This window comes from Streptomyces sp. NPDC008125 (genome assembly GCF_042957125.1).
Taxonomy (GTDB): domain Bacteria; phylum Actinomycetota; class Actinomycetes; order Streptomycetales; family Streptomycetaceae; genus Streptomyces.
Genome location: NZ_JBIBHR010000007.1, coordinates 361128 through 382005, shown reverse-complemented (window position 1 = coordinate 382005; position 20878 = coordinate 361128). Strand labels below are relative to the sequence as shown.

General features: G+C 73.2%; 22 protein-coding genes. 15 read left to right on the top strand and 7 right to left on the bottom strand.

From position 1 onward, the window contains the following. Positions 1–297, bottom strand: a 297-nt coding sequence (locus ACFZAX_RS15310; protein ID WP_390961910.1) for an electron transfer flavoprotein subunit beta/FixA family protein, incomplete at its 3' end; no start/stop codon positions are given. Between the two features lie 109 nt (positions 298–406). Between ACFZAX_RS15310 and ACFZAX_RS15305 the strand changes: the two genes are divergently transcribed. Next, positions 407–1183: a TetR family transcriptional regulator gene (locus ACFZAX_RS15305; protein ID WP_390961909.1), complete on the top strand. Its 777-nt coding sequence runs from the start codon at positions 407–409 to the stop codon at positions 1181–1183. Positions 1184–1364: 181 nt separating this feature from the next. Beyond that, positions 1365–1748 carry a zinc ribbon domain-containing protein gene (locus ACFZAX_RS15300; protein WP_390961907.1) on the top strand — a complete coding sequence of 128 codons (384 nt, stop codon included), beginning with the start codon at positions 1365–1367 and terminating at the stop codon, positions 1746–1748. A gap of 62 nt (positions 1749–1810) precedes the next feature. Here ACFZAX_RS15300 and ACFZAX_RS15295 read toward each other — a convergent pair whose 3' ends face one another. Next, positions 1811–2506 carry a DJ-1/PfpI family protein gene (locus ACFZAX_RS15295; protein WP_390961905.1) on the bottom strand — a complete coding sequence of 232 codons (696 nt, stop codon included), beginning with the start codon at positions 2504–2506 and terminating at the stop codon, positions 1811–1813. Between the two features lie 525 nt (positions 2507–3031). Between ACFZAX_RS15295 and ACFZAX_RS15290 the strand changes: the two genes are divergently transcribed. Together ACFZAX_RS15290 and ACFZAX_RS15285 are read left to right on the top strand one after the other, a co-directional pair. After that, positions 3032–3796 (top strand): GNAT family N-acetyltransferase, encoded by a 765-nt coding sequence (locus ACFZAX_RS15290; RefSeq protein ID WP_390961904.1) that lies wholly within the window; start codon positions 3032–3034, stop codon positions 3794–3796. A gap of 133 nt (positions 3797–3929) precedes the next feature. Further along, on the top strand, positions 3930–4802 hold the full coding sequence (locus ACFZAX_RS15285; RefSeq protein WP_390961903.1) for an inositol monophosphatase family protein: 873 nt from the start codon (positions 3930–3932) through the stop codon (positions 4800–4802). Positions 4803–4965: 163 nt separating this feature from the next. Here ACFZAX_RS15285 and ACFZAX_RS15280 read toward each other — a convergent pair whose 3' ends face one another. Beyond that, positions 4966–5793 (bottom strand): nucleotidyltransferase domain-containing protein, encoded by an 828-nt coding sequence (locus ACFZAX_RS15280; protein ID WP_390961902.1) that lies wholly within the window; start codon positions 5791–5793, stop codon positions 4966–4968. A gap of 93 nt (positions 5794–5886) precedes the next feature. Here ACFZAX_RS15280 and ACFZAX_RS15275 point away from each other — a divergent pair, with 93 nt between their 5' ends. The 3 genes from ACFZAX_RS15275 (at position 5887) to ACFZAX_RS15265 (ending at position 9556) form a co-directional block, all read left to right on the top strand. Then, positions 5887–7305, top strand: coding sequence for an NAD(P)-binding protein (locus tag ACFZAX_RS15275; protein ID WP_390961901.1), 1419 nt, complete (start codon positions 5887–5889; stop codon positions 7303–7305). Positions 7306–7505: 200 nt separating this feature from the next. Then, on the top strand, positions 7506–8981 hold the full coding sequence (locus ACFZAX_RS15270; RefSeq protein WP_390961899.1) for an AlkA N-terminal domain-containing protein: 1476 nt from the start codon (positions 7506–7508) through the stop codon (positions 8979–8981). A 50-nt stretch (positions 8982–9031) separates the two neighbouring features. Further along, entirely contained in the window at positions 9032–9556 is a 525-nt protein-coding gene (locus tag ACFZAX_RS15265; protein WP_390961898.1) for a methylated-DNA--[protein]-cysteine S-methyltransferase, read from the top strand. A 76-nt stretch (positions 9557–9632) separates the two neighbouring features. On the opposite strand, the gene ACFZAX_RS15260 is transcribed toward ACFZAX_RS15265, so the two are convergent. From ACFZAX_RS15260 to ACFZAX_RS15250, 3 genes are all read right to left on the bottom strand, one after another. Further along, a complete protein-coding gene (locus ACFZAX_RS15260; RefSeq protein WP_390961896.1) occupies positions 9633–10217 on the bottom strand; it encodes a TMEM165/GDT1 family protein in 585 nt (194 codons plus the stop codon). A 258-nt stretch (positions 10218–10475) separates the two neighbouring features. Next, positions 10476–11216, bottom strand: a complete 741-nt coding sequence (locus ACFZAX_RS15255; protein ID WP_390961895.1) for a Sir2 family NAD-dependent protein deacetylase — start codon at positions 11214–11216, stop codon at positions 10476–10478. Between the two features lie 62 nt (positions 11217–11278). Next, positions 11279–11776, bottom strand: a complete 498-nt coding sequence (locus ACFZAX_RS15250) for an NUDIX domain-containing protein (protein WP_390961894.1) — start codon at positions 11774–11776, stop codon at positions 11279–11281. Positions 11777–12019: 243 nt separating this feature from the next. Here ACFZAX_RS15250 and ACFZAX_RS15245 point away from each other — a divergent pair, with 243 nt between their 5' ends. The 3 genes from ACFZAX_RS15245 to ACFZAX_RS15235 all read left to right on the top strand — a co-directional run bounded on the left by ACFZAX_RS15245 (position 12020) and on the right by ACFZAX_RS15235 (position 14743). After that, positions 12020–12748, top strand: a complete 729-nt coding sequence (locus ACFZAX_RS15245) for a hypothetical protein (protein WP_390961893.1) — start codon at positions 12020–12022, stop codon at positions 12746–12748. Positions 12749–12797: 49 nt separating this feature from the next. After that, positions 12798–13445 (top strand): class F sortase, encoded by a 648-nt coding sequence (locus ACFZAX_RS15240; protein ID WP_390961940.1) that lies wholly within the window; start codon positions 12798–12800, stop codon positions 13443–13445. 182 nt (positions 13446–13627) lie between these two features. Then, complete coding sequence (locus ACFZAX_RS15235) at positions 13628–14743, top strand: glycerate kinase (protein WP_390961938.1); 1116 nt, start codon at positions 13628–13630, stop codon at positions 14741–14743. 11 nt (positions 14744–14754) lie between these two features. On the opposite strand, the gene ACFZAX_RS15230 is transcribed toward ACFZAX_RS15235, so the two are convergent. Next, a complete protein-coding gene (locus ACFZAX_RS15230) occupies positions 14755–15534 on the bottom strand; it encodes a helix-turn-helix domain-containing protein (protein WP_390961892.1) in 780 nt (259 codons plus the stop codon). A 348-nt stretch (positions 15535–15882) separates the two neighbouring features. Between ACFZAX_RS15230 and ACFZAX_RS15225 the strand changes: the two genes are divergently transcribed. The 5 genes from ACFZAX_RS15225 to ACFZAX_RS15205 are packed head-to-tail and all read left to right on the top strand — an operon-like array spanning position 15883 to position 20770. Further along, complete coding sequence (locus tag ACFZAX_RS15225) at positions 15883–16680, top strand: ATP-binding cassette domain-containing protein (RefSeq protein WP_390961891.1); 798 nt, start codon at positions 15883–15885, stop codon at positions 16678–16680. Then, positions 16677–17492: an ATP-binding cassette domain-containing protein gene (locus tag ACFZAX_RS15220; RefSeq protein WP_390961890.1), complete on the top strand. Its 816-nt coding sequence runs from the start codon at positions 16677–16679 to the stop codon at positions 17490–17492. Before ACFZAX_RS15225 ends, ACFZAX_RS15220 begins: the two co-directional genes overlap by 4 nt. Continuing rightward, positions 17489–18379 (top strand): branched-chain amino acid ABC transporter permease, encoded by an 891-nt coding sequence (locus ACFZAX_RS15215; RefSeq protein ID WP_390961889.1) that lies wholly within the window; start codon positions 17489–17491, stop codon positions 18377–18379. Before ACFZAX_RS15220 ends, ACFZAX_RS15215 begins: the two co-directional genes overlap by 4 nt. After that, positions 18372–19523, top strand: coding sequence for a branched-chain amino acid ABC transporter permease (locus tag ACFZAX_RS15210; RefSeq protein ID WP_390961887.1), 1152 nt, complete (start codon positions 18372–18374; stop codon positions 19521–19523). Before ACFZAX_RS15215 ends, ACFZAX_RS15210 begins: the two co-directional genes overlap by 8 nt. Next, complete coding sequence (locus ACFZAX_RS15205) at positions 19520–20770, top strand: ABC transporter substrate-binding protein (protein ID WP_390961885.1); 1251 nt, start codon at positions 19520–19522, stop codon at positions 20768–20770. The genes ACFZAX_RS15210 and ACFZAX_RS15205 overlap by 4 nt, the downstream gene beginning before the upstream one ends. The last annotated feature ends 108 nt before the right edge of the window (positions 20771–20878 follow it).

The following is a 20878-nucleotide window of genomic DNA, read 5'->3' as shown; positions in this document are numbered from 1 at the left end:
CCCCATCACGTCACTGCCGTGCACAGCATCGTCCTCGACGTGCACCGCCTTGTCCGCACCCATCGACAACGCCTTGCGCAACGCGTCCTTCGCGTCCTCCGGACCCACCGTCACCACGGTGACCTCCGCATCGTCCGCCGCGTCCGCGATCTGCAACGCCTGCTCGACCGCGTACTCGTCCAGCTCCGACAGCAGACCGTCCACGTCCTCACGGTCCACCGTCAGATCATCGGCGAACCCCCGGTCACCGGTCGCGTCGGGCACGTACTTCACACAGACAACGATCCTCAAGCTCACGACGGCTCTCCTACCTGGTGGTGTTCGTAGTGTCGAGATTATGACACTCAGTACCCTCTGTAAAGGTACGCAGTGCCAGATCGGGGTGTCCGGTGCTACGTTGCGCGGCATGACCGATGCGCGCAGACCAGCGAAGAAGGCCCCCATGCGGGAGGCGCTCGCCGAGGCGGCGTTCGAGCTCTTCATGGAGAGGGGCTTCGAACGGACCACGGTGGACGACATCGTCGCGCGCGCCGGGGTCGGACGCCGGTCGTTCTTCCGCTACTTCCCGTCGAAGGACGACGTGGTCTTCCCGGACCACGAGAGCTGCCTCGCCGAGACGACCGCCTTCCTCGCCGCCGCGGAAGCCGCGGAGATCGCGGACGGCCGGGACGCCGCCGACCCGATCGGCACGGTCTGCGACGCGGCGCGGATCGTGCTGGACATGTATGCGGCGAAGCCCGAATTCTCCGTCCGGCGCTACCGGTTGACCCGTGAGGTGCCGGGGCTGCGGGCCTACGAGCTCTCCGTCGTGCGGCGGTACGAACAGATCTTCGCGGGCTACCTCCGGCACGCCTACCGCACCCTGCCCGACGGGGTCCTGCGGGCCGAGGTGGCCGCCGCCTCGGTGGCGGCCGCGCACAACAACGGCCTCCGTCTCTGGCTGCGTTCGGGTGGCGAGGGGAATGCCCGCGCGGCCGTCGACAACGCCCTCGACATGGTGCGCGAGCTCTGGTCCGCCCCGGCGGGACCGGTAGTGCGCACCGCAGTGCCGGGCGTGTTCGAGGTGGGCGGCGCAGGGGGCGCGGAGAGCTCCGCGCGGGACGTGATCGTCATGGTGGCGCAGCGCGGAACCCCGATGTGGAGGGTCGTCCAGCAGATCGAGGCGGCGGTGGGGGAGAGCTGAACGCGGGGGCCGTGGGGGAGTGGTGAACGCGAGAACAGAACATGGCCGAACGCGGGGCCGGGGCAACCGAATGCAACAATGGGCACTCAGTGTCTTTACCGTCAGGCACTGAGTGCCATATGGTGCGGACGCGCCGCTGTCGAGGTGCGGCGCGTTCGAGCCGAGCGCAGGGGGTCCCGACATGTTCCAGTCAGCAAGTGGCACCGCGCACCAGGTGGTCGAAGAGACGGGGCTGCCTTATCAGCGTTGCCGCTGGTGCGGGACGGCCTCCTTCCGCCGGCTGCTCTGCCCGGTCTGTGCGTCGAGCGACTTCGCCCCGGAGCGCAGCTCCGGTGACGGGGTCGTCGTACGGACCGCGGTCGTCCACCGTTACACCGAAGACGCCCGCAACGAGTCCTTGGTCCGCTTCCCGGAAGGGTTCGTCTTCCGCTGCCAAGTGGTCGGAGCCGCTCCGCACCTGGTGGAGGTCGGCGCCCGCGTGCGCCCGCTTCCCGCCGAGGAGCCGGAAGCGGGCGACGTGATCCTGGAGCTCTGCCAGCCGCCCGCCCACCGCGACTGGTACTGACACCCCCCGCGGCAGGTGCCCGAGCCGGGTCGAGCCGGGCCGGGCCGAACGGACCGGGACGATCAGCCGAGCCTCTTGACCAGTTCGGCGGCCAACGGGGCGGAGGAGGCCGGGTTCTGACCCGTGACCAGGTTCCGGTCGGTGACCACGTACGGTGCCCACGGGTCGCTCTCCCGGAAGTCCGCGCCCAGTTCCACCAGCCGGTCCTGGAGCAGCCAGCGCGCCTTGTCCGCGAAGCCCGCCTGGGTCTCCTCCGCATTGGTGAACCCGGTCAGCCGGTATCCGGCGAACGTGGGGGAACCGTCCGGGCGCTTCGCGGCGAGCAGGGCGGCCGGGGCGTGGCACACCACGCCGAGCGGCTTGCCCGAATCCAGTGCGCGGGTCAGGAGTTCGCCGGACACGGGGTCGACGGCGAGGTCCTCCATGGGGCCGTGTCCGCCGGGATAGAACACCGCGTCGTACTCGTCCAGCCGGACGTCGTCCAGGGCCAGCGGCGTACGGAGCTCGTCCATGCCGGCCAGCGTCGCGGCGATCCGGTCCGCGTTCTCCTGACCGCCGTTGACCTCCGGGGCGAGACTCCCCCGGTCCACGGTCGGCTCGACCCCGCCCGGGGTGGCGACGACGACCTCGTGACCGGCCGCCTTGAACGCCTCGTACGGGGCGACGGCCTCCTCGGCCCAGAAGCCGGTGGGGTGCTTGCTGCCGTCCGCCAGGGTCCAGTGGTCCGCGCCCGTCACCACAAACAAGATCTTCGCCATGTCGCACATCTCCGGGGTCGTGGGGGTCGTGTCGGGGGTTGCCGACCCCTCGACCGTAGGACGGACCCCGCCGATGACGCCAACCGGCAGTCGCGAGCGGGGCCGGCCGGTGGTGCCTGCGCGGGAAGGGCAGGGCCGCGAGGACCGGTGCTGCTCCCGCCCGGGACGGCGGCCGCGCGCCCCGGAAAAGAGATTGCGCGCCCGCAGGCGCAGTGGCAGGCTTGCCCCGCCTCACGGCGTGCGGGTCCCCTCCGGGCCCGTACAGGCGGATCGCTAAGGAATGAGCCAATTGTCCACGACGTCCCTCAGCGGCCGTCGTCGGTACTGACAGGTCCGCCCCGGCGGCACCTGCGGGCCGGTACCACGCCACGCAACACGGCGGCCCCACGATGCGGTGCCCGGTGCACCGCCGCCTCTCCCTGCCCGGAGCAGGCACGACACCCAAGCAAGCGCGGCTCCGCACGCCCGTCACGGGCCGTGCGCGACGCGTTCCCTCCCTGTCACCTTCGTGAGGTCACCACCATCATGGACACCCACGTCCAGAGCTTTGCCGTCGCCCATCTCCGGCGCCGTCCCGTCGCCGTGGAGACCGGCGGATTCGTCGCTGGATTCGACCCGGCCACACCCAGCCCCTACGTCAACTACGCCACCCCGCTGCCCGGCGCCCGGCCGACCCCCGACGATGTCCGGGCTCTTGTCGGGACCTTCCGCGAGCGCGGTCTGCTGCCGCGCCTGGAGTTCGCACCCGACGCCGCCCCCGCCGTGGAGGCGGCGCTGCGGGGTGCCGGCTTCACCGTCGAGGAGGTGCACCCGTACCTGGTCTGCACCCCCGCCACGCTGATCCCGCGGTCCTCGGGCGGCGGGGGCACCGCCCTGCTCGTGGAGACGCCGGTCTCGGAGGAGGAGTACGCGGCGGTCGACGCCGCTCTCTCGGAGTCCTTCGAGGGAGCCTTCGCCCCCACCGCGCACGGCACCGCCCGGCTCCGGCGCACGCAGGAGAGCGGCGGGGGCGTCCGATTCGTCCGGGCGCCCGACGGAAGCTGCGCGGGCGGCGCCTCCTGCTCCGCCCCGGCGGTGGGGACCGCCGAACTCGCCGGCGTCGGCACCCGCCCCGCCTTCCGGGGCCGGGGCATCGCCGGCGCGGTCACGGCCGCGCTGACCGGAGCGATGTTCGGCCGGGGTGCCGAGTCGGTCTGGCTGGAGTTCTCCGGTGAGGGCTCACGCCGCGTGTACGAGCGCGTCGGCTACCGGCCGCAAGGCACCCGCCTGTACATGAGGCTCGAAGCCTGACGGGCCCCGGGGCGGGGCTCGCCGGTACCCCGGCGCGGTCCCGCCCCCGTGCTCGTCCCCGGACAGGGGGTTTCACGGCCCGGAAACCTGTCCGCTTTCGGGGGTGCGGCCGGACCGTGCTTAGCTGGGAGACATGATCGATGACTTTCTCGCCGAGAACGCACGGAACGCCGGGAGCACCGGAGGCGCCGGGAGCGTCGGGCAGGTGGCGCTGGTCGAGGAGGCGGTACGCGAGGCGGTGGCCACGGAGATCATGCCGCGCCACCGCAAGCTCGCCGCCGACGACATCATCGAGAAGAGCGGTCCGCACGACCTCGTCACCAGCGCCGACCGGGAGGCGGAGAAGCACCTCACCGCCGCGCTGACCCGCATCCTGCCGGGTTCGGTGGTGGTCGGCGAGGAGGCGGTGCACGCCGATCCGGCCGTGTACGGCGCGCTGTCCGGGGACGCGCCGGTGTGGATCGTGGACCCCGTGGACGGCACCCGCCAGTTCGTCCGCGGCGAGTCCGGATTCTGCACCCTCGTCGCCCTCGCCCACCACGGTGAGCTCATCGCCTCGTGGACGTACGCCCCCGTGCTCCAGGAGATGGCCGTCGCGGTACGCGGCAGGGGCGCCACGCTCAACGGGGCGCCGCTCCGGTCCGGCTCGCCCGAGCCCGGCGCCGTACTGAGGGTCGCGATGTCCCACCCCGACTTCACCACCGACGAACAGAAGCGCGCCCTGCTCGGCCTGCGGACCGAGGGCGTCGACGCCCGGGCCTGCGGTTCGGCCGGGCTGGAGTACCTGGCCGTCGCCCGGGGCGACCTCGACGCACTCGCCTTCAACTGGGAGTTCGCCTGGGACCACGCGGCGGGGCTGCTGCTGGTCGCCGAGGCCGGCGGGTCCCACGCCACGCTGTCCGGCGCGCGCTTCAGGCTGGCCGGCGACAACGACCTGCCGTTCGCGGTCGGCCGGGACGAGGCCACCGTCGCCCGCATCCGCGAGGCCCTGCTCAGCAACGTCTGACGCCACGGCACGCCCCCAGGCACCACACGGCGTCCCACGCACCCCGGCCTCCCCCTGGCGCCCCGGCGCCACACGGCGCGACACGGCGCGACACGGCGCGACACGGCGCCACACGGCGCCACACGGCGTCCCCCGGCGCCCTGCGGTGCGACCGCGCCCCCGCTCAGGCCCTCCCGCGCGCCAGCACCTCCCGCACCTCCCGCACCACGTCCCGGGCCGTCTCCACCGCCACCGGGCCGAGGTCGCGCAGCGCGGAGGCCACCCGCTCCGCGAAACCGGGCGGGGTCTCCGGCAGCGCCGCCGCCGCGGCCAGCGCGCCCTTCTCGTTCAGGCACCAGGTGCGGTGGTGCCCGTGCAGCGCCTGGGCGAGAATCCCGAACGCCCGCGACAGGCAGAGGGCCACGTGGAGGGTGTCGCCCGCCGGGGCGGACTTCGCGGCCGAGCCCACCAGGAACTCCGCCTCCCACGCTCCGTCCGCCAGAACCCGCCGCAACGGCTCCGGATACAGACGGACTTGATTCTGAAGGCGCGTCAGTTCTTCTGCGGGGTCGGCGAGTACGCGTCCGAGCGCGACCTCTCCCGGATAGCACGGCGACCAGAAGCCCAGCGGATGTCCCGGCTGCACCCCGACTTCGTACCGTCCCTCCCGGCAGTCGGCCCAGACCGCTTCCACCCGGTCCAGGTCGCGCAGGATCCAGTCCACCGCGACGCCGTCGACCCGCAGCCACCCGCCCCCGTTCACCCAGGGACCCCAACTGCCCGGCCCTTCCACCGTCGCGGCTGCTCCCTGCGCCTCGGAAGCGAGGGCGATCAGCGCGTCGAGATCGGGCGAACCCCGGTAGTAGAGGCCCAGATCCCAGTCGGAGTCGGGGCGATGGGTGCCACGGGCCCGGCTGCCGCCCAAGGCGACGGCACGGACTCCGTCCACGGTGACCAGGCGGGCGGCCATGGCGGCGACGGCGGACGCGGTCTTTTCCACGGAGTCAGTCATCGGAGCGGAGGGTACCCACGCGTACGCCGGCCGCGCGCGGGAATATCCTGGTTCCCCACGGGCTGTCCCGCCGCCCCGCGAAGGAGTCCCAGAGTGTCACCGATGCTTGACGCAGTCGTCGTGGGGGCCGGGCCCAACGGACTGACCGCCGCCGCCGAACTGGCCCGCCGCGGTCACACGGTGGAGGTCTTCGAAGCGGCCGACACGGTCGGCGGCGGCGCCCGCACCCGTGAACTGACCCTCCCCGGCTACCGCCACGACCCCTGCTCCGCCGTCCACCCGCTCGGCATCGGCTCCCCGGCGTTCGCCGGAATGCCGCTCGCCGACCACGGGCTGGAGTGGATCCAGCCGGAACTCGCCCTCGCCCACCCCTTCCCGGACGGCACGGCAGCCGTCCTCAACCGGTCGGTGGGCGAGACCGCCGCCTCGCTCGGTGCCCGGGACGCGGGCGCCTACCGCCGGCTCGTCGCCCCCTACATCGGCCACTGGGAGACCCTCGCCCAGGACTTCCTGCGCACCCCCTGGCTCGGCCTGCCCCGCGACCCGTACCGCTGGGTGCGCTTCGGCCTCGACGCCCTCCAGCCCGCCACGCTGCTCTCCCGCCGCTTCCGCGACGAGAAGGCCCGCGCCCTCCTCGCCGGGCTCGCCGCGCACGCCATCGCCCCCACCTCCGGGGTGGCCACCGGCGGGATCGCGCTGCTCTTCGCGCTCGCCGCGCACGCCAACGGCTGGCCGGTGCCCCGGGGCGGCTCGCAGTCGATCTCCGACGCCCTCGCCTCGTACCTGCGCGGCCAGGGCGGCACCATCCGCACCGGCATCGAGGTCAAGCGCCTGGACGAGCTGCCGCCCGCCCGCGCCTACGTCTTCGACACCTCGCCGACCGCGCTCGCCAGAATCGCCGGACTCGGCAACGCCTACCGCCACTACCGCTACGGTGCCGCCACCTTCAAGATCGACTACGCGCTCTCCGGACCGGTCCCCTGGACCGCCGAGGAGGCCCGGCGCGCCGGGACCGTCCACGTCGGACCGACCGCCCCCGAGATCGACGCCGCGCTCCGCGCCGCGGTCGAGGGCCGTGACCCCAGCGTCCCGTTCCTGATCACCGCCCAGCCGAGCCTGGCCGACCCCACCCGCGCCCCCGAGGGGCACCACGTCTTCTGGGTGTACGGACACGTCCCGGCACGTTGGGAGGGCGACGCCACCGAGGTCATCGAGCGCCAGCTGGAGCGCTTCGCACCCGGGTTCCGCGACCTGGTGCTGGCCCGGGCCGTCGCCGGACCGCGGGAGCTCGCCGCGCACAACGCCAACTACGTCGGGGGCGACATCGCCTGCGGCGCCTTCGCCGGTCTCCAGACCGTCATCCGCCCCAAGCTCGCCCGCGTCCCGTACGCCACCGCCCACCCGGCGGTCTTCCTCTGCTCCTCGGCCACCCCGCCCGGCCCCGGCGTCCACGGCATGTCCGGCCACCACGCCGCGCGGGCGGTCTGGCGCAGCCTGCGCGCCGCACGGTGAACCGGGGGCGCGCGCACGCCGACCCTCCCCGGCAGGTCCGCCGCGCCTCCCGCTCAGCGACGGCCCGGGCGGTCCCGGGTCGGGTGCGGGCGGAAGCGGCAGGCCCGCAGCCACCCGGTCGTCCGGGCGCCGGAACCCCGCGCGACCTCCATGTCGGATTTCCGCCAGCCCCGGGCTCCCGGGTGACCGATGCTTGAAGCATGCACACCGACACCGAGCGCTGCGTGCGGGCCGTCCAGTCCAAGGACGCCCGCTTCGACGGATGGTTCTTCACGGCGGTCCTGACCACCCGGATCTACTGCCGTCCCAGCTGCCCCGTCGTGCCGCCCAAGGTCGAGAACATGACCTTCTACCCCAGCGCGGCCGCCTGCCAGCAGGCCGGTTTCCGGGCCTGCAAGCGCTGCCGGCCCGACACCAGCCCCGGCTCCCCGGAGTGGAACGCCCGCGCCGACTCCGTCGCCCGCGCCATGCGCCTCATCCAGGACGGGGTGGTCGACCGCGAGGGCGTTCCCGGGCTCGCCGCCCGCCTCGGCTACTCCGCCCGCCAGATCGAACGCCAGCTCCTGGCCGAACTCGGAGCCGGCCCGCTGGCCCTGGCCCGCGCCCAGCGGGCACAGACCGCCCGGGTCCTCATCGAGACGACCGCGCTGCCGATGGCCGAGGTGGCGTTCGCCGCCGGGTTCTCCTCCATCCGCACCTTCAACGAGACGGTCCGCGAGGTCTTCGCCCTCGCCCCCGGCGAACTCCGCACCCGCGCCGAACGCGGCAGCAGGGCCGCCGCCACACCCGGCGTGATAGCGCTTCGGCTGCCGTACCGCGCCCCGCTCAACCCCAGCAACCTCTTCGGCCACCTCGTCGCCACCGCCGTCCCCGGCGTGGAGGAGTGGCGCGACGGCGCCTACCGGCGCACCCTCGCCCTCCCGCACGGCCACGGCATCGTGGCGCTCTCCCCGCGCCCCGACCACATCGCCTGCCGTCTCCAGCTCACCGACCCCCGCGACCTCACCCTCGCCATCAGCCGCTGCCGCCGCCTGCTCGACCTGGACGCGGACCCGGTCGCCGTGGACGGCCAGCTGCGCACCGACCCGCTGCTCGCGCCTCTGGTGGACGCGGCCCCCGGGCGCCGGGTGCCGCGCACGGTGGACGGCGCGGAGTTCGCCGTACGCGCCGTACTGGGCCAGCAGGTCTCCACCGCCGCCGCCCGCACCCATGCCGCCCGCCTGGTCACGGCGCACGGGAAGCCCGTGGAGGACTCCGAGGGCGGGCTCACCCACCTCTTCCCGACACCGGAGGCGCTGGCCGGGCTGGACCCCGAGGCGCTCGCCCTGCCACGCTCCCGGCGCACCACGCTGACCACCCTCGTCGGTGCGCTCGCCGGCGGCTCGCTCCGGCTGGACGCAGCCGACACCGACTGGGGCGAGGCCCGTGCCGCGCTCACCGCGCTGCCCGGGTTCGGGCCGTGGACGGTGGAGGTGATCGCCATGCGGGCCCTCGGCGACCCGGACGCCTTCTGCCCGACCGACCTGGGCATCCGGCGCGCGGCCGAGCGGCTGGGGCTGCCGTCGACCCCGGCGGCGCTCACCGCACGGGCGGCCGGATGGCGGCCCTGGCGGGCGTACGCCGTGCAGTACCTGTGGACCGTCGACGGGCACCCCGTCAACCGGCTGCCCGAGTGATCCCGGCCCCGACGAGCGTCCGACCCTCCGATTCCCGAAGGAAGCAGCCCATGAGCACCACCACCCTCACGAACACCAGGACCCACACCCTGCTCGACAGCCCCTACGGCCCGCTCACCCTCGTCGCCACCGACGGAGTCCTCAGTGCCCTGTACATGACCGACCACCGCCACCAGCCGCCGCGCGAGACGTTCGGGGAGGAGGTGGACGCCGGTTCCTTCGCCGAGGCGGTCCGCCAGCTGGGGGAGTACTTCGACGGGACACGCACCGAGTTCGACCTGCCCCTGCACCTGGAGGGCACCCCGTTCCAGCGGACCGTCTGGGCGGAGCTCCGGCGCATCCCGTACGGCGGGACGCTCTCCTACGGCGAACTGGCCGGGCGGCTCGGCAAGCCCGGTGCCTCCCGCGCGGTGGGCCTGGCCAACGGCCGCAATCCGGTGTCGATCATCGTCCCGTGCCACCGGGTCATCGGTGCTTCGGGGGGCCTCACCGGATACGGCGGCGGGCTCGACCGCAAGCAGCGTCTGCTGGCGTTCGAACGCGGCACGGAGAACGACACCCCGGCGCTGTTCTGAGGCATGGACGCGAGAGAGCCCGGTGACCGACCAGCGGTCACCGGGCTCTCTCGCGTCCATGCCCGTGCGGGCGACGTCAGCCGGTGAAGATCTCGGTCACCGTCCAGATCGCCAGCCCGAGCATGCACACCCCGCCGACCCGCTGGACGGTCTTGAGCGGCACCCGCTTGGCGATGAACCGGCCGGCCAGCAGCGCCAGGGCCGAAACGGACATCAGCGCGGCGGCCGAACCGATCGCCACCGACCAGGCACCATTGCTCGCGGCGAGGTTGGCCGTGGTGATCTGGGTGAGATCGCCCCACTCGCTGATGAAGACGGCCATGAACGCCGTCCCGTAGACCGGCCAGAAACCGGTGACGGTCTTGACCTCCTCGTCCTCGTCGTCGTCGTCGCCCCCGCCGCGCAGCAGCATGAAGGCGCCGAAGGCGAAGAGCAGGGCGGAGACCAACTTGACGATCCAGTCGGGCAGCAGCCCGAGGAGACCACCCGCGCCGACCGCGATGGCCACGTGGACGATGAACGCGGACGACGTACCGAACCAGACGTAGAGGGGCTTCATGCGTGTGCCCATGGCGAGCGACGCGAACATCGTCTTGTCCGGCAGTTCGGCGAGGAAGATCAGCCCGAAGGCGGTGATGATCGCCAGGGGGTCGAGGTGCATTCCGGGTGGCTTTCTGTGAGAGCCGGGCCCCGGGCCTTCGCGAAGCGCCGCACGGGCTTTTCGGAGGACCACTCGGCCCGGCACGACGCAGCACCCGCGGGGCGCGGGTGTGTCATACCTGACCGAAGGTCTCGCCCACCCGCCGTGATCCACGGGCCCGGCCACCGGGAATCCGGGGATTCCAGTGTGTCGACGACCGGTTTTCGGGGCTACTCCCCTTCGCAGCCTTCCACACTACCCCACCCGCACCGGGAGGACTCAGCCGGCGCCGCCCGCCCCGCCCGCCGCCAGCCGTTCCAGCAGGGCCGGGAGAGCCGTACCGATCGGCTCGCGCACGACCTCGTCGGCCCGGTCGTCGTACGGGGTCGGTTCCGCGTTCACGATGATCAGCCGGGCCCCGTGGTCGGCGGCCAGACCGGCGAGCGCGGCCGCCGGGTGGACCTGCAGCGTCGTGCCCACCGCGACGAACACCTCGCACCCCTTGGCGATCGCCACCGCCTTCGCCAGCACCTCCGGGTCCAGCCGCTCGCCGAACATGACCGTCGCCGACTTGAGGATGCCCCCGCAGACCGTGCACGCCGGGTCCGGCTCGCCCGCCTCCACCCGGCGCAGCGCGTCGGCCATGGGAGAGCGGGCGTGGCACCGGGTGCAGACCACCTCGCGGGCGGTGCCGTGGAGCTCGACGACCTTGCGGGCGGAGAGCCCCGCCTCCTGGTGCAGACCGTCGACGTTCTGCGTGAGGACCCGCACCGCCGTGCCGGACCGCTCCAGGTCCGCCACGGCGCGGTGGGCCGCGTTCGGCTCGGCGTTCCACGCCGCACTGGTGCGGCGCATCTGCCAGGAGCGGCGGCGGATCTCCGGATCAGCCATGTAGAAGTCGTGGGTGACGAGCTTCTCGGCCTCCGGGTCCCGCGTCCACACACCGTTCGGGCCGCGGTAGTCGGGGATGCCGGAGTCCGTGGAGACGCCGGCACCGCTGAGGATCGCCACGAGAGTCATGCGGGGGAGCCTACGGATCGGCTGTCCGTCCGACGACCGGATTTCCCGGCGTGCGCCGCAGTTCAGAAGGCGGGCGGCCGGCCGTCCTCCAGCTCCACCGCTCCGGTGCCCGAGTCGAGCGCGGCCAGTGCGGCTTCCACCCGCGGGCCGAGCGACCCGAGGAGGTGCTCCGGGAGGGCGGAACGCTCCACCAGCTTCCAGGACAGGAGCTCCTCCTCCTGGAGGACGATCGTCGCCAGCTGCGCCTCGCTCAGCACCCCGCCGTCGAACAGGTACGCCGCGATCGGCGGGCGTGCCGGGCCGCGTACCCAGTCCACCACCAGGAGCCGCCCGGGCTCCAGGTCGAGGCCGATCTCCTCGGCGGTCTCGCGCCGCGCCCCCGCCCGGGGACCCTCGCCGGTGCCCGACTCGATCGTCCCGCCGGGCAGCGCCCAGCCCTCGCGGTAGTTCGGCTCGACCAGCAGGACCCGGCCCGTCGTGTCGCGGAAGAGGCAGGCGGCGCCCGCCAGGATCCGGGGGAGGCCGGCGATGTAGGTGGCGTAGTCGTCAGTTGTGGTCACCGCGCCAGATTAGAGGGCCGCCGTCCCCGCCCCGTGACCGCTGTCGTCACCGCCGGCCGACGGCCTGCCCGATGACGGCTGCCGCACGCACAGCCGGTCGGCGACCCCCGCCTCCAATGGGCCGGTGGGGGGATTTCTGACGGGTTGTCGGTCACGCCGTTCCCTTCTTGTGGATCACCTGTGACATCCCTTGAGTGCCCCTCCCATTAGTACGACAATCGTTCTGGCTTCGAGGAGTCACGCATGTCCATCTCCGCCTCCACCCGCACCCACGCCCTCCGCGCCGGCACCCTCGTGGCGGCCGTCGGCATCGCTCTCACCTGCGCCCCCGAGGCCTTCGCCATCCCCGGCGACAGCGGCGACCTCAACATCGTCGAGATCCGCAACGCGGGTCGTGACGGCCGTGCGAACGGTGGCTCGATCTGCCAGTTCAGGCTGTCGGCCAACAACTTCGAGACCCTCCAGTCGGTCGCCTGGACCATCACCGAGCTGCCGCTGACCGTCCCGCCCGGGAACGTGCTGGCCGGCACGCTTCCCCTCTCGCAGGGCAGGGCCCGCAGCCCGCAGTACCAGCTGCCGGACGGCACCTACCAGCTCCAGTGGATCGTCCCGGGCAGCCTGACCAAGCAGCGGACCTTCGTCGTCAACTGCCCCGACGACAGCCGTGGTGGCCGCGGCGGACAGCGTAACCAGACGGCCGGCGGTCAGGCCGCCGACAACCAGGCCGCTTCCGGCACCACGGCTGCCGACACCGAGATCGCCGACACCCCGGCCGCCGCCTCCGGCAACCGCCCCTCCGGCGGGGTCCCCGCGGGCGGCGGTGGCGTCGCCACCCTGGAGACCGCGAGCTACGACGGCGACTCCGGCCCGGGCGCGGGGACCACCGCGGCCGTGGCGGCGGGGGTGGCCGGACTCGGCGGACTCGTCCTGGCCCGCCGGGCGGCTCGCCGACGCGCCCGTGGCGAGGCGTAACGCTCCGCGACGGCGGCGCCGAGGGCCGAGTCGCGCATGCCGTCTCACTCTGACGCTGTGCACGACCTTCTCCCTCGTGGCAGGCATCGTCCATGTATGCGGTGATGCGTCCGACGATGCGACGGCGCATGCCGCCGCCCGTGGCTCCGATGCCGCGGGCGGCGGGTCGCCGCCGTTCCGGAGGGCGCCGCACCGCATGCCCGAGCGCATCCCGGAATCCCACCCCGCGTTGAGCCCCTCCCGGGCGGTGAAGGTGGCGATCCCCGCCATCTACATCGAGGCCCCGCTCGTCGGCCTGAAGCTCGACGCCCAGGGCCGTTTGGGCGCCCCGCCGATCGACCGGCCCAAAGTGGCGGGCTGGTACCAGGACGGGCCGTCACCGGGAGAGGCGGGCACGGCCCTGATCGTCGGCCACCGGGACACCGAGACAGGACCCGCCATCTTCCTGAACCTCAACGCCCTGCGCGGGGGCGATGTCGTCAAGGTCCGGCGCGCCGACCGGCGCACGGCCGTCTTCACCGTCGACACCGTCAAGACCTACAAGAAGAGCGCATTCCCCGACGACAAGGTGTACGGGACGACGAACCGCCCGGAGCTGCGGCTGCTCACCTGCGGCGGACGCTTCGACAAGAAGACCGGCTACTCGGCCAACGTCGTCGTCTTCGCCCACCTCACCTCTCTCACCGGAACCGCCTGAACGAACGGGCTCCCACGACGGGCCGCACGCCTCGCGCGCGGCCCGTCGGGCGTGTTCCGGGCCGGACCGCGATGGCTGCCGGGCCCGGAGTATGGGCAGATCAGCAGGGTGCGGATAGGGTCGAGCGGCACGAGAGCCTGTTCGATAGCGAAGGATGCAGGGTGGCGGACGGAGCAGCAGAGATGGTGACCGCGCGGGTGCTGGTCGCGGCGGACAAGTTCAAGGGGTCCCTCACGGCGGCACAGGTCGCGGAGCGGGTGACCGCCGGACTGCGACGCGTCGTTCCCGGCCTGCAGGTGGAGACGCTGCCCGTGGCGGACGGCGGCGACGGCACGGTCGCCGCCGCGCTCGCCGCCGGATTCGAGCGCAGAACGGCCCGGGTGACCGGTCCGCTCGGTGAGCCGGTCGATGCCGCGTACGCGCTGCGCTCCGACACGGCCGTGGTGGAGATGGCGGAGGCGTCCGGGCTCCAGCACCTGCCACCGGGCGTGTTCGCCCCCCTCACCGCGACCACCTACGGCTCCGGCGAACTGCTGCGGGCCGCACTCGACGACGGTGCCAGGACCATCGTGTTCGGCGTGGGCGGCAGCGCCACCACGGACGGCGGCGCGGGCATGCTGACCGCGCTCGGGGCCCGGTTCCTGGACGAGGACGGGACACCGGTCGGCCCCGGCGGCGGCGGACTCGCGCGCATCGCGGAGGCCGACCTCTCCGGACTCGACCCGCGCCTCGCCTCCGTGGACCTCGTCCTCGCCAGCGACGTGGACAACCCGCTGACCGGGCCGAAGGGCGCCCCCGCCGTGTACGGACGCCAGAAGGGCGCCACCGACGAGGACATCGCGGTCCTGGACGCGGCGCTCGCCCGCTACGCCGCCGTGCTCGGCCCCGAACAGGCCGCGTTGCCCGGTGCCGGTGCGGCCGGGGGCATCGGTTACGGCGCGCTGGTCGGGCTGGGGGCCCGGTTCCGCCCCGGTATCGAGGTGATGCTCGACGTGCTGGGGTTCGCCCCCGCGCTCGCCCGCGCCACGCTCGTCGTCACCGGCGAGGGATCGCTCGACGAGCAGACCCTGCACGGCAAGGCTCCGGCCGGTGTCGCGGCGGCGGCCCGCGCCGCCGGTGTGGAGGTCGTCGCGGTGTGCGGCCGACTGGCCCTGACCATGGACGACTTGGAGAAGGCGGGTATCGCGCGCGCCTACGCCCTGGCGGACTTCGAGCCCGACCCCGCCGTCTCCATGGCCCAGGCCGGACCCCTGCTGGAGCGGGCGGCGGAGTCCATCGCGCGCGATCACCTCGGCTGACCGACGGACTGTCACCGGGTCCCGGTGCGGCGCCGCACGCCCGCACCGGGCCCGCCCGGCGGAGCCAGCCGGAACGCGTCCAGCGCCAGAGTCAGTTCGACCAGTTCACGCGGCCGCGACAACGACCTCGCGGTCAGCCGCTCCAGCCGCCGCAGCCGGTTGAGCACCGTATTGCGATGGCAGTGCAGCCGGGCCGCCGCCCGCTCCGCCGACCCGCCGCACTCCAGCCACGCGTCCAACGTCCCCACCAGCACCTCGCGTTCCACGTCGGGAAGCGCCAGCAATGAGCCCAGCGTGCCCGTGACCAGCAGGCCCGCCAGCTCCGGCTGACTCGCCAACAACGCTGCGGGCACGCGCCGTTCCAGCGTTACGGCCTCCGTCCCGTCCGGCGGGCAGGACAGCAGGGCCACCTCGGCCAGCCGTCGGCCCGCGGGCAGCCCGGCCCACCCCTCGACGGCCGGTCCGACCCCGGCCCGGCCCACGCGCAGACCGTTCAACAGGGCTGCCAGGAAAGCGGGTTCCCGCTCACCGAGGGCCACGACGGCGAAGTCCCGCTCGGGTCCGGGATGCCAGAGCCACCGGAGCAGGTCGCCCCCCTGGCCCGTACCCCGCCCGTCGAATCCACCTCGTGGGCCACGGCTTCCGGCCGCGGGCAAGGCCACGACCGCGTACCTCCCGTGCGCCGACAGGTCCAGGGCGCCCACCGCCCGCCCGGCGAACTCCGGTGTCACGGGCCCCGCCAGCAACGCGCCGAGCAGTGCCCGGGCCGGCTCGTCCTCGCGCCGCGCCATCCGCTCGTCCCTTCCCGCGAGCCGGGAGCCCGCGCGTCGTGGCGAGGATGACACCGGCCCCGCCTTCCGCCGACAGGAGGGCGCCCTCTCTGTGCGCGCGCACAACCCGGCGCCGTCCTCACTGGTCGCCCGCATCGAGTCCGCCGTACGCCGTGGACGCGCGGCGGGGCCGGTGCTGGTCTGTGGAACCCAGGGGCTGCCCGCCACGCCTGCCGGACGCGCGGCGCACCGATCCACCACGGATCCACGCGCGGCCCCGGTCACGACGGACCCGGCCGGACCCGGAAAGAACCGGGCCGCAGGACGGCCCGGTGACACCACGACGAGCAGGCGGAAGGAGGAGGACGCATGGCAACGCTGGAGATCCGCTCGCTGTCCGTGGGCTACGGCCCGGTACGGGCCCTGCGGGACGTCTCGGTCGACGTGCCGGCCGGCACGATCACCGCCGTGCTCGGCGGCAACGGCGCAGGGAAGACCACGCTGCTGCGGGCCGTCTCGCGGACCCTCGGCTTCCACCGCGGAAGCGGCACCGGCACCGTCCACTTCGACGGCCGCCCCCTGGAGGGGCTGCGGCCCGCACAGGTGGTCGCCGCCGGAGTGGTCCACGTACCCGAAGGACGGCAGGTGTTCGCCCGGATGACGGTGGCCGACAATCTGCGCGCCGGCGCCCTCGGAGCCCGCGGAGGACGCAAGGAGGCGGCGGGCAACCTCGCCCGCGTCCACGAACTGTTCCCGGTGCTCGCCCAGCGCGCGCACCAGCGGGCCGGACTGCTGTCCGGCGGCGAACAGCAGATGCTGGCGATGGGACGCGCGCTGATGGCCCGTCCCCGCCTGCTGCTGCTCGACGAGCCGTCTCTCGGCCTCGCCCCCCTGATGGCGGCGAAGATCGCCGAGACCGTCCAGGAGATCAACGCGGGCGGCACCTCCGTGCTGCTCGTCGAACAGAACGCGGCCATCGCCCTGCGCCTCGCCTCCACCGCGTACGTCCTCGACGTCGGTGAGGTCGCCCTCGGCGGACCGGCCGCCGAACTCGCCGCCTCCGACGAGGTGCGCCGCCGCTACCTCGGCGTCGTCGACGAGACGGCGGCCGAGGACGCGGACGCGGCGGCCGGTGCCAACCGCACCCTGCGCAGGTGGTCGGCGTGACCACCGCATCCACCCCCGCCGCCGCACCACCGGGCACCACCCCGCCCGCCCCGCTCACCGTCCGCGACGTGACCGTCAGGTTCGCCGGGCTCACGGCCCTCGACGCGGTCTCCTTCACCGTCGAACCCGGCAGCGTGCACGCCGTCATCGGACCCAACGGCGCTGGAAAATCAACCACGTTCAACGTGCTCTCCGGCGTCTACCGGGCCACCTCCGGCACCGTGCACCTCGGCACCACCGAACTCACCGGGCTGCCGGCCCACCGGATCGCCGCCCTCGGCGTGGCGCGCACCTTCCAGAACCTCGCGCTCCCGCCGCGCGCCACCGTCGCCGAGAGCCTGCTGCTCGGACGGCACCGGCTGATGCGCTCCGGATTCGTCGCGGCCGGGCTCCGGCTGCCGTCCGCCGCCCGGGAGGAGCGGCGCCACCTCGAACGGGTCCACGAGATCGCCGCGTTCATCGGCCTCGAAGCCGAGCTGGACCGGCCCGCCGGCGCCCTGCCGTACGGAGCGCAGAAGCTGGTCGAACTCGGCCGGGCGCTCTGCATGGAGCCCGAGGTACTGCTCCTGGACGAACCCGTCGCCGGCATGACCGCCGACGAACGCCGCCGGACCGCGGCCGTGGTGGCCGGAGTCCGCGACAGCCTCGGCATCTCCGTCGTACTCGTCGAACACGACATGGGCGTGGTGATGCGGCTCGCGGACGCCGTGACCGTCCTCGACTTCGGACGCAGGATCGCCGACGGCACCCCCGCCGAGGTCCAGAACGACCCCGCGGTCGTCCGCGCCTACCTGGGAGAAGAGCAGGAATGACCACCTTCGTCGAACTCCTTCTGGGCGGCCTCTCCATCGGCTCGGTCTACGCCCTCATCGCCCTCGGTTTCGTCGTCATCTTCAAGGCCACCGAGGTCGTCAACTTCGCCCACGCCTCGCTGCTGCTCGCCGGCGGATACGTGACCGCGGTGCTCCACGACGACATCGGCTTCTGGCCCGCGCTCGCAGCCGGTATCGCGGGCGCGGCGGTCGTCGGCGCCGCCGTCGAGTTCCTCGTCATGCGCCGCTACCGGGGCGGCGACCACAGCGTGCTGGCCATCGTCACCATCGGCGTCGACATCCTCCTCACCACCGAACTCACCCGGCGCATGGGCACCGACGTGCTGCCGCTGGGCGACCCCTGGGGGAGCGGCGTCGTCACCGTCGGCGGGGTGACCCTCGCCCAGACGAGGATCGCCGCCTTCGTCGCCGCCGCGCTGCTCATCACCGTGTTCCTGCTCGCCTTCCGCTTCACCTCCTGGGGCGTCTCGATGCGCGCCGCCGCCGAGAATCCGCAGACCGCCGCCCTGATGGGCATCCGGCTGGGCCGGGTCTCGCTCTCCGCCTGGGCGGTGGCCGGGGCGCTCGCCGCCGTCGCCGCCCTCTTCCTCACCGTGTTCCCCACCCCCGGACTCGAACGGGCCACCTCGCTCGCCGCGCTCAAGGCGTTCCCCGCGGCGATCCTCGGCGGCCTCGACTCGACCACCGGGGCCCTCGCCGGCGGACTCCTCGTCGGCGTCACCGAGTCCTTCGCCACGGGCTACCAGAGCGATCTCTCGTTCCTCGGACGGGGAATCGGCGACCTCGCGCCCTACCTGGTGATGCTGATCGTGCTGCTGATCAGGCCCGCCGGACTCTTCGGCACGAAGGAGCCGGCCCGTGTCTGAGACCACGCCCGACACCGTGCCCGACCGGGCACCCACCCCGCCCACCAGGGCGTCCGCCCCGGACCCCCGGGTCCCCCCGGCCCGTACGCACGGCGAACGCCTCCGCGGCCCGCGCCCGTACCTTTGGCTCGCCGGCTCGGTCCTGATGCTGGTGCTGCCGTTCTACCTGGACCGCTTCTGGCTCCAGGCCGGACTGTTCGCCATGGCCGCCGCGATCGGCGCCATCGGGATCAACCTGCTGACCGGAGCGACCGGACAACTCTCCATGGGACACGGCTTCTTCCTGGCCGTCGGCGCGTACGGCTACTGCGTCCTCGCGGGCGAGCCGAGCAGCGAGAACGGCCACCGGCTCACCGGACTCGGCCTGCCGACCTGGCTCGCCGCGGTCCTCGCCGTGGCGCTGGCCGGGCTGGCAGGCGGGATCTTCAGCCCGATCGCGGCGCGGCTGCGCGGCGCCTACCTCGGCATCGCCACCCTGGCGCTCATCTTCATCGGCCAGCACGTGCTGTTCAACGCGGGCCCGCTCACCGGCGGCTTCAACGGCCGTGCCGTCCCCCCGCTGTCGGTCTTCGGGCTTACCTTCGACGATTCCGAACTCGTCGTGGCCGCAGTGCCGTTCGGGTCCTCCGAGAAGCTCTGGTACGTGGCCCTCGCCGCTCTCGTGGTCAGCGGGGTGTTCGCCCGCGGCGTGCTGCGCGGCAGGCCGGGCCGGGCGCTCAACGCCATCCGGGACCACCGGATCGCCGCCGGGGTGATGGGTGTTCCGGTGGCCCGGTACCGCGCCGGGGTGTTCGTCCTCTCGTCCATGTACGCGGGCCTCGCGGGCGTCCTGCTCGCCCTGGTCTTCCAGCGGACCGTCCCCGAGTACTTCGGCATGGCCCTCTCGCTCGAATACCTCGCCATGATCGTCATCGGCGGTCTCGGCACCGTCGCCGGGGCCGTGGTCGGCGCCGCCTTCGTCTCCCTGCTCCCGCAGGTGCTCACCCACTACAGCGAGTCCCTCCCGCTGGTCTCCGCCCCCGGCACGGGCGGAATCGCACCCGGTGAGGCGTCCCGCTACCTCTACGGCGCCGCGGTCGTCGCGGTGGTCCTGTTCATGCCCGGTGGCCTTACGCGTTTGAAGAAGTCAGGGGAGAAGAAATGAGAAAGCGTGTTCTCGGAGCCGTCGTCGCGGCTCTCGCCCTTACCCTCGCGGGGTGCAGCGGAAAAGCCACCGAAGGGAAGGACACGGAGACGGACAAGGGCGGCATCAAAACCGGCCAGGGCGTCACCGACTCGGCCATCACCCTCGGCTCGCTGACCGACATGACCGGGGTGTACGCCTCGCTCGGCACGAGCATCACCCAGGCCCAGCAGCTCTGGGTGAAGCAGACCAACGCCGCCGGCGGCATCTGCGACCGGAAGATCGAGCTCACCGTCCGCGACCACGGCTACGACCCGCAGAAGGCCATCGCCGCCTACACCGAACTCGAACCCGAGGTACTCGGCTTCACCCAGTTCATCGGCTCCCCGTTCGTCGCCGCCGTCGAGCAGCGCATCGACGGCCAGGACCACGGGGTGGTGCTGCCGCAGGCATGGTCGGCCAACCTCCTCGGCTCCCCGTACGTCCGCGTCATCGGCGCCACGTACGACATCGAGACGATCAACCTGATCGACTACCTGCTCACCGAGAAGCGCATCGCCAAGGGCGACAAGATCGGCCAGGTGTACTTCGAGGGCGACTACGGCGAGAACGCCCTCGCCGGGGCGAAGTACGCGGCCGAGCAGGCCGGCCTCACGGTCGTCGAGCAGAAGATCAAGCCCACCGACAACGACATGACCGCGCAGGTCTCCGCGCTCAAGCAGGCCGGGGTCAAGGCGATCATCGTCAGCGCGGGCCCCCGTCAGGCAGCCTCGCTCGTCGGAGTCGCCGCGGCGACGGGGTTCAAGGTCCCGGTCGTCGGCAACAACTCCGCCTTCGCCCCGCAGCTGCTCGCGACCCCGGCCGGCCCCGCGCTGCTGGCCGACTACTACGTCGCCGCCCCCGCCCTGCCCATCGGAGACCCGGGCGCCGGACCGTCGAAGCTGGCCGAGGAGTACGCGGCCGAGTACCCGAAGGGTGGCCTCGACAACGGCGTCGTCGCCGGGTGGATCGCCGCCTCCGTTTACGGCGAGGCGCTGAAGAAGGCGTGCGACGCCAAGGACCTCACCCGCGAGGGAGTCGACAAGGCGCTGCTCACCATCAAGGGCTTCGGCGGCGAGTTCGGAGTGTCCCACGACTTCACCGACCCGAAGGCGCCCTCCTCCCGGCAGAGCGTCATCATGAAGCCCGACGCGAAGGTCCCGGGCGGCCTCAAGGTGGTCCGCCCGGCGGCGGTCTCCCCGGCGGCCGAGTCGTACACCGTGAAGTAGCCGTACGCCGCACGGAGCCACCGCTGTGCCTACGGCGCCGGCGGACCCGAACCGTCGGGTCCGCCGGCGCCGTACGTACGCGGCTGGGGCCCACGCTTCCCGCCCGGC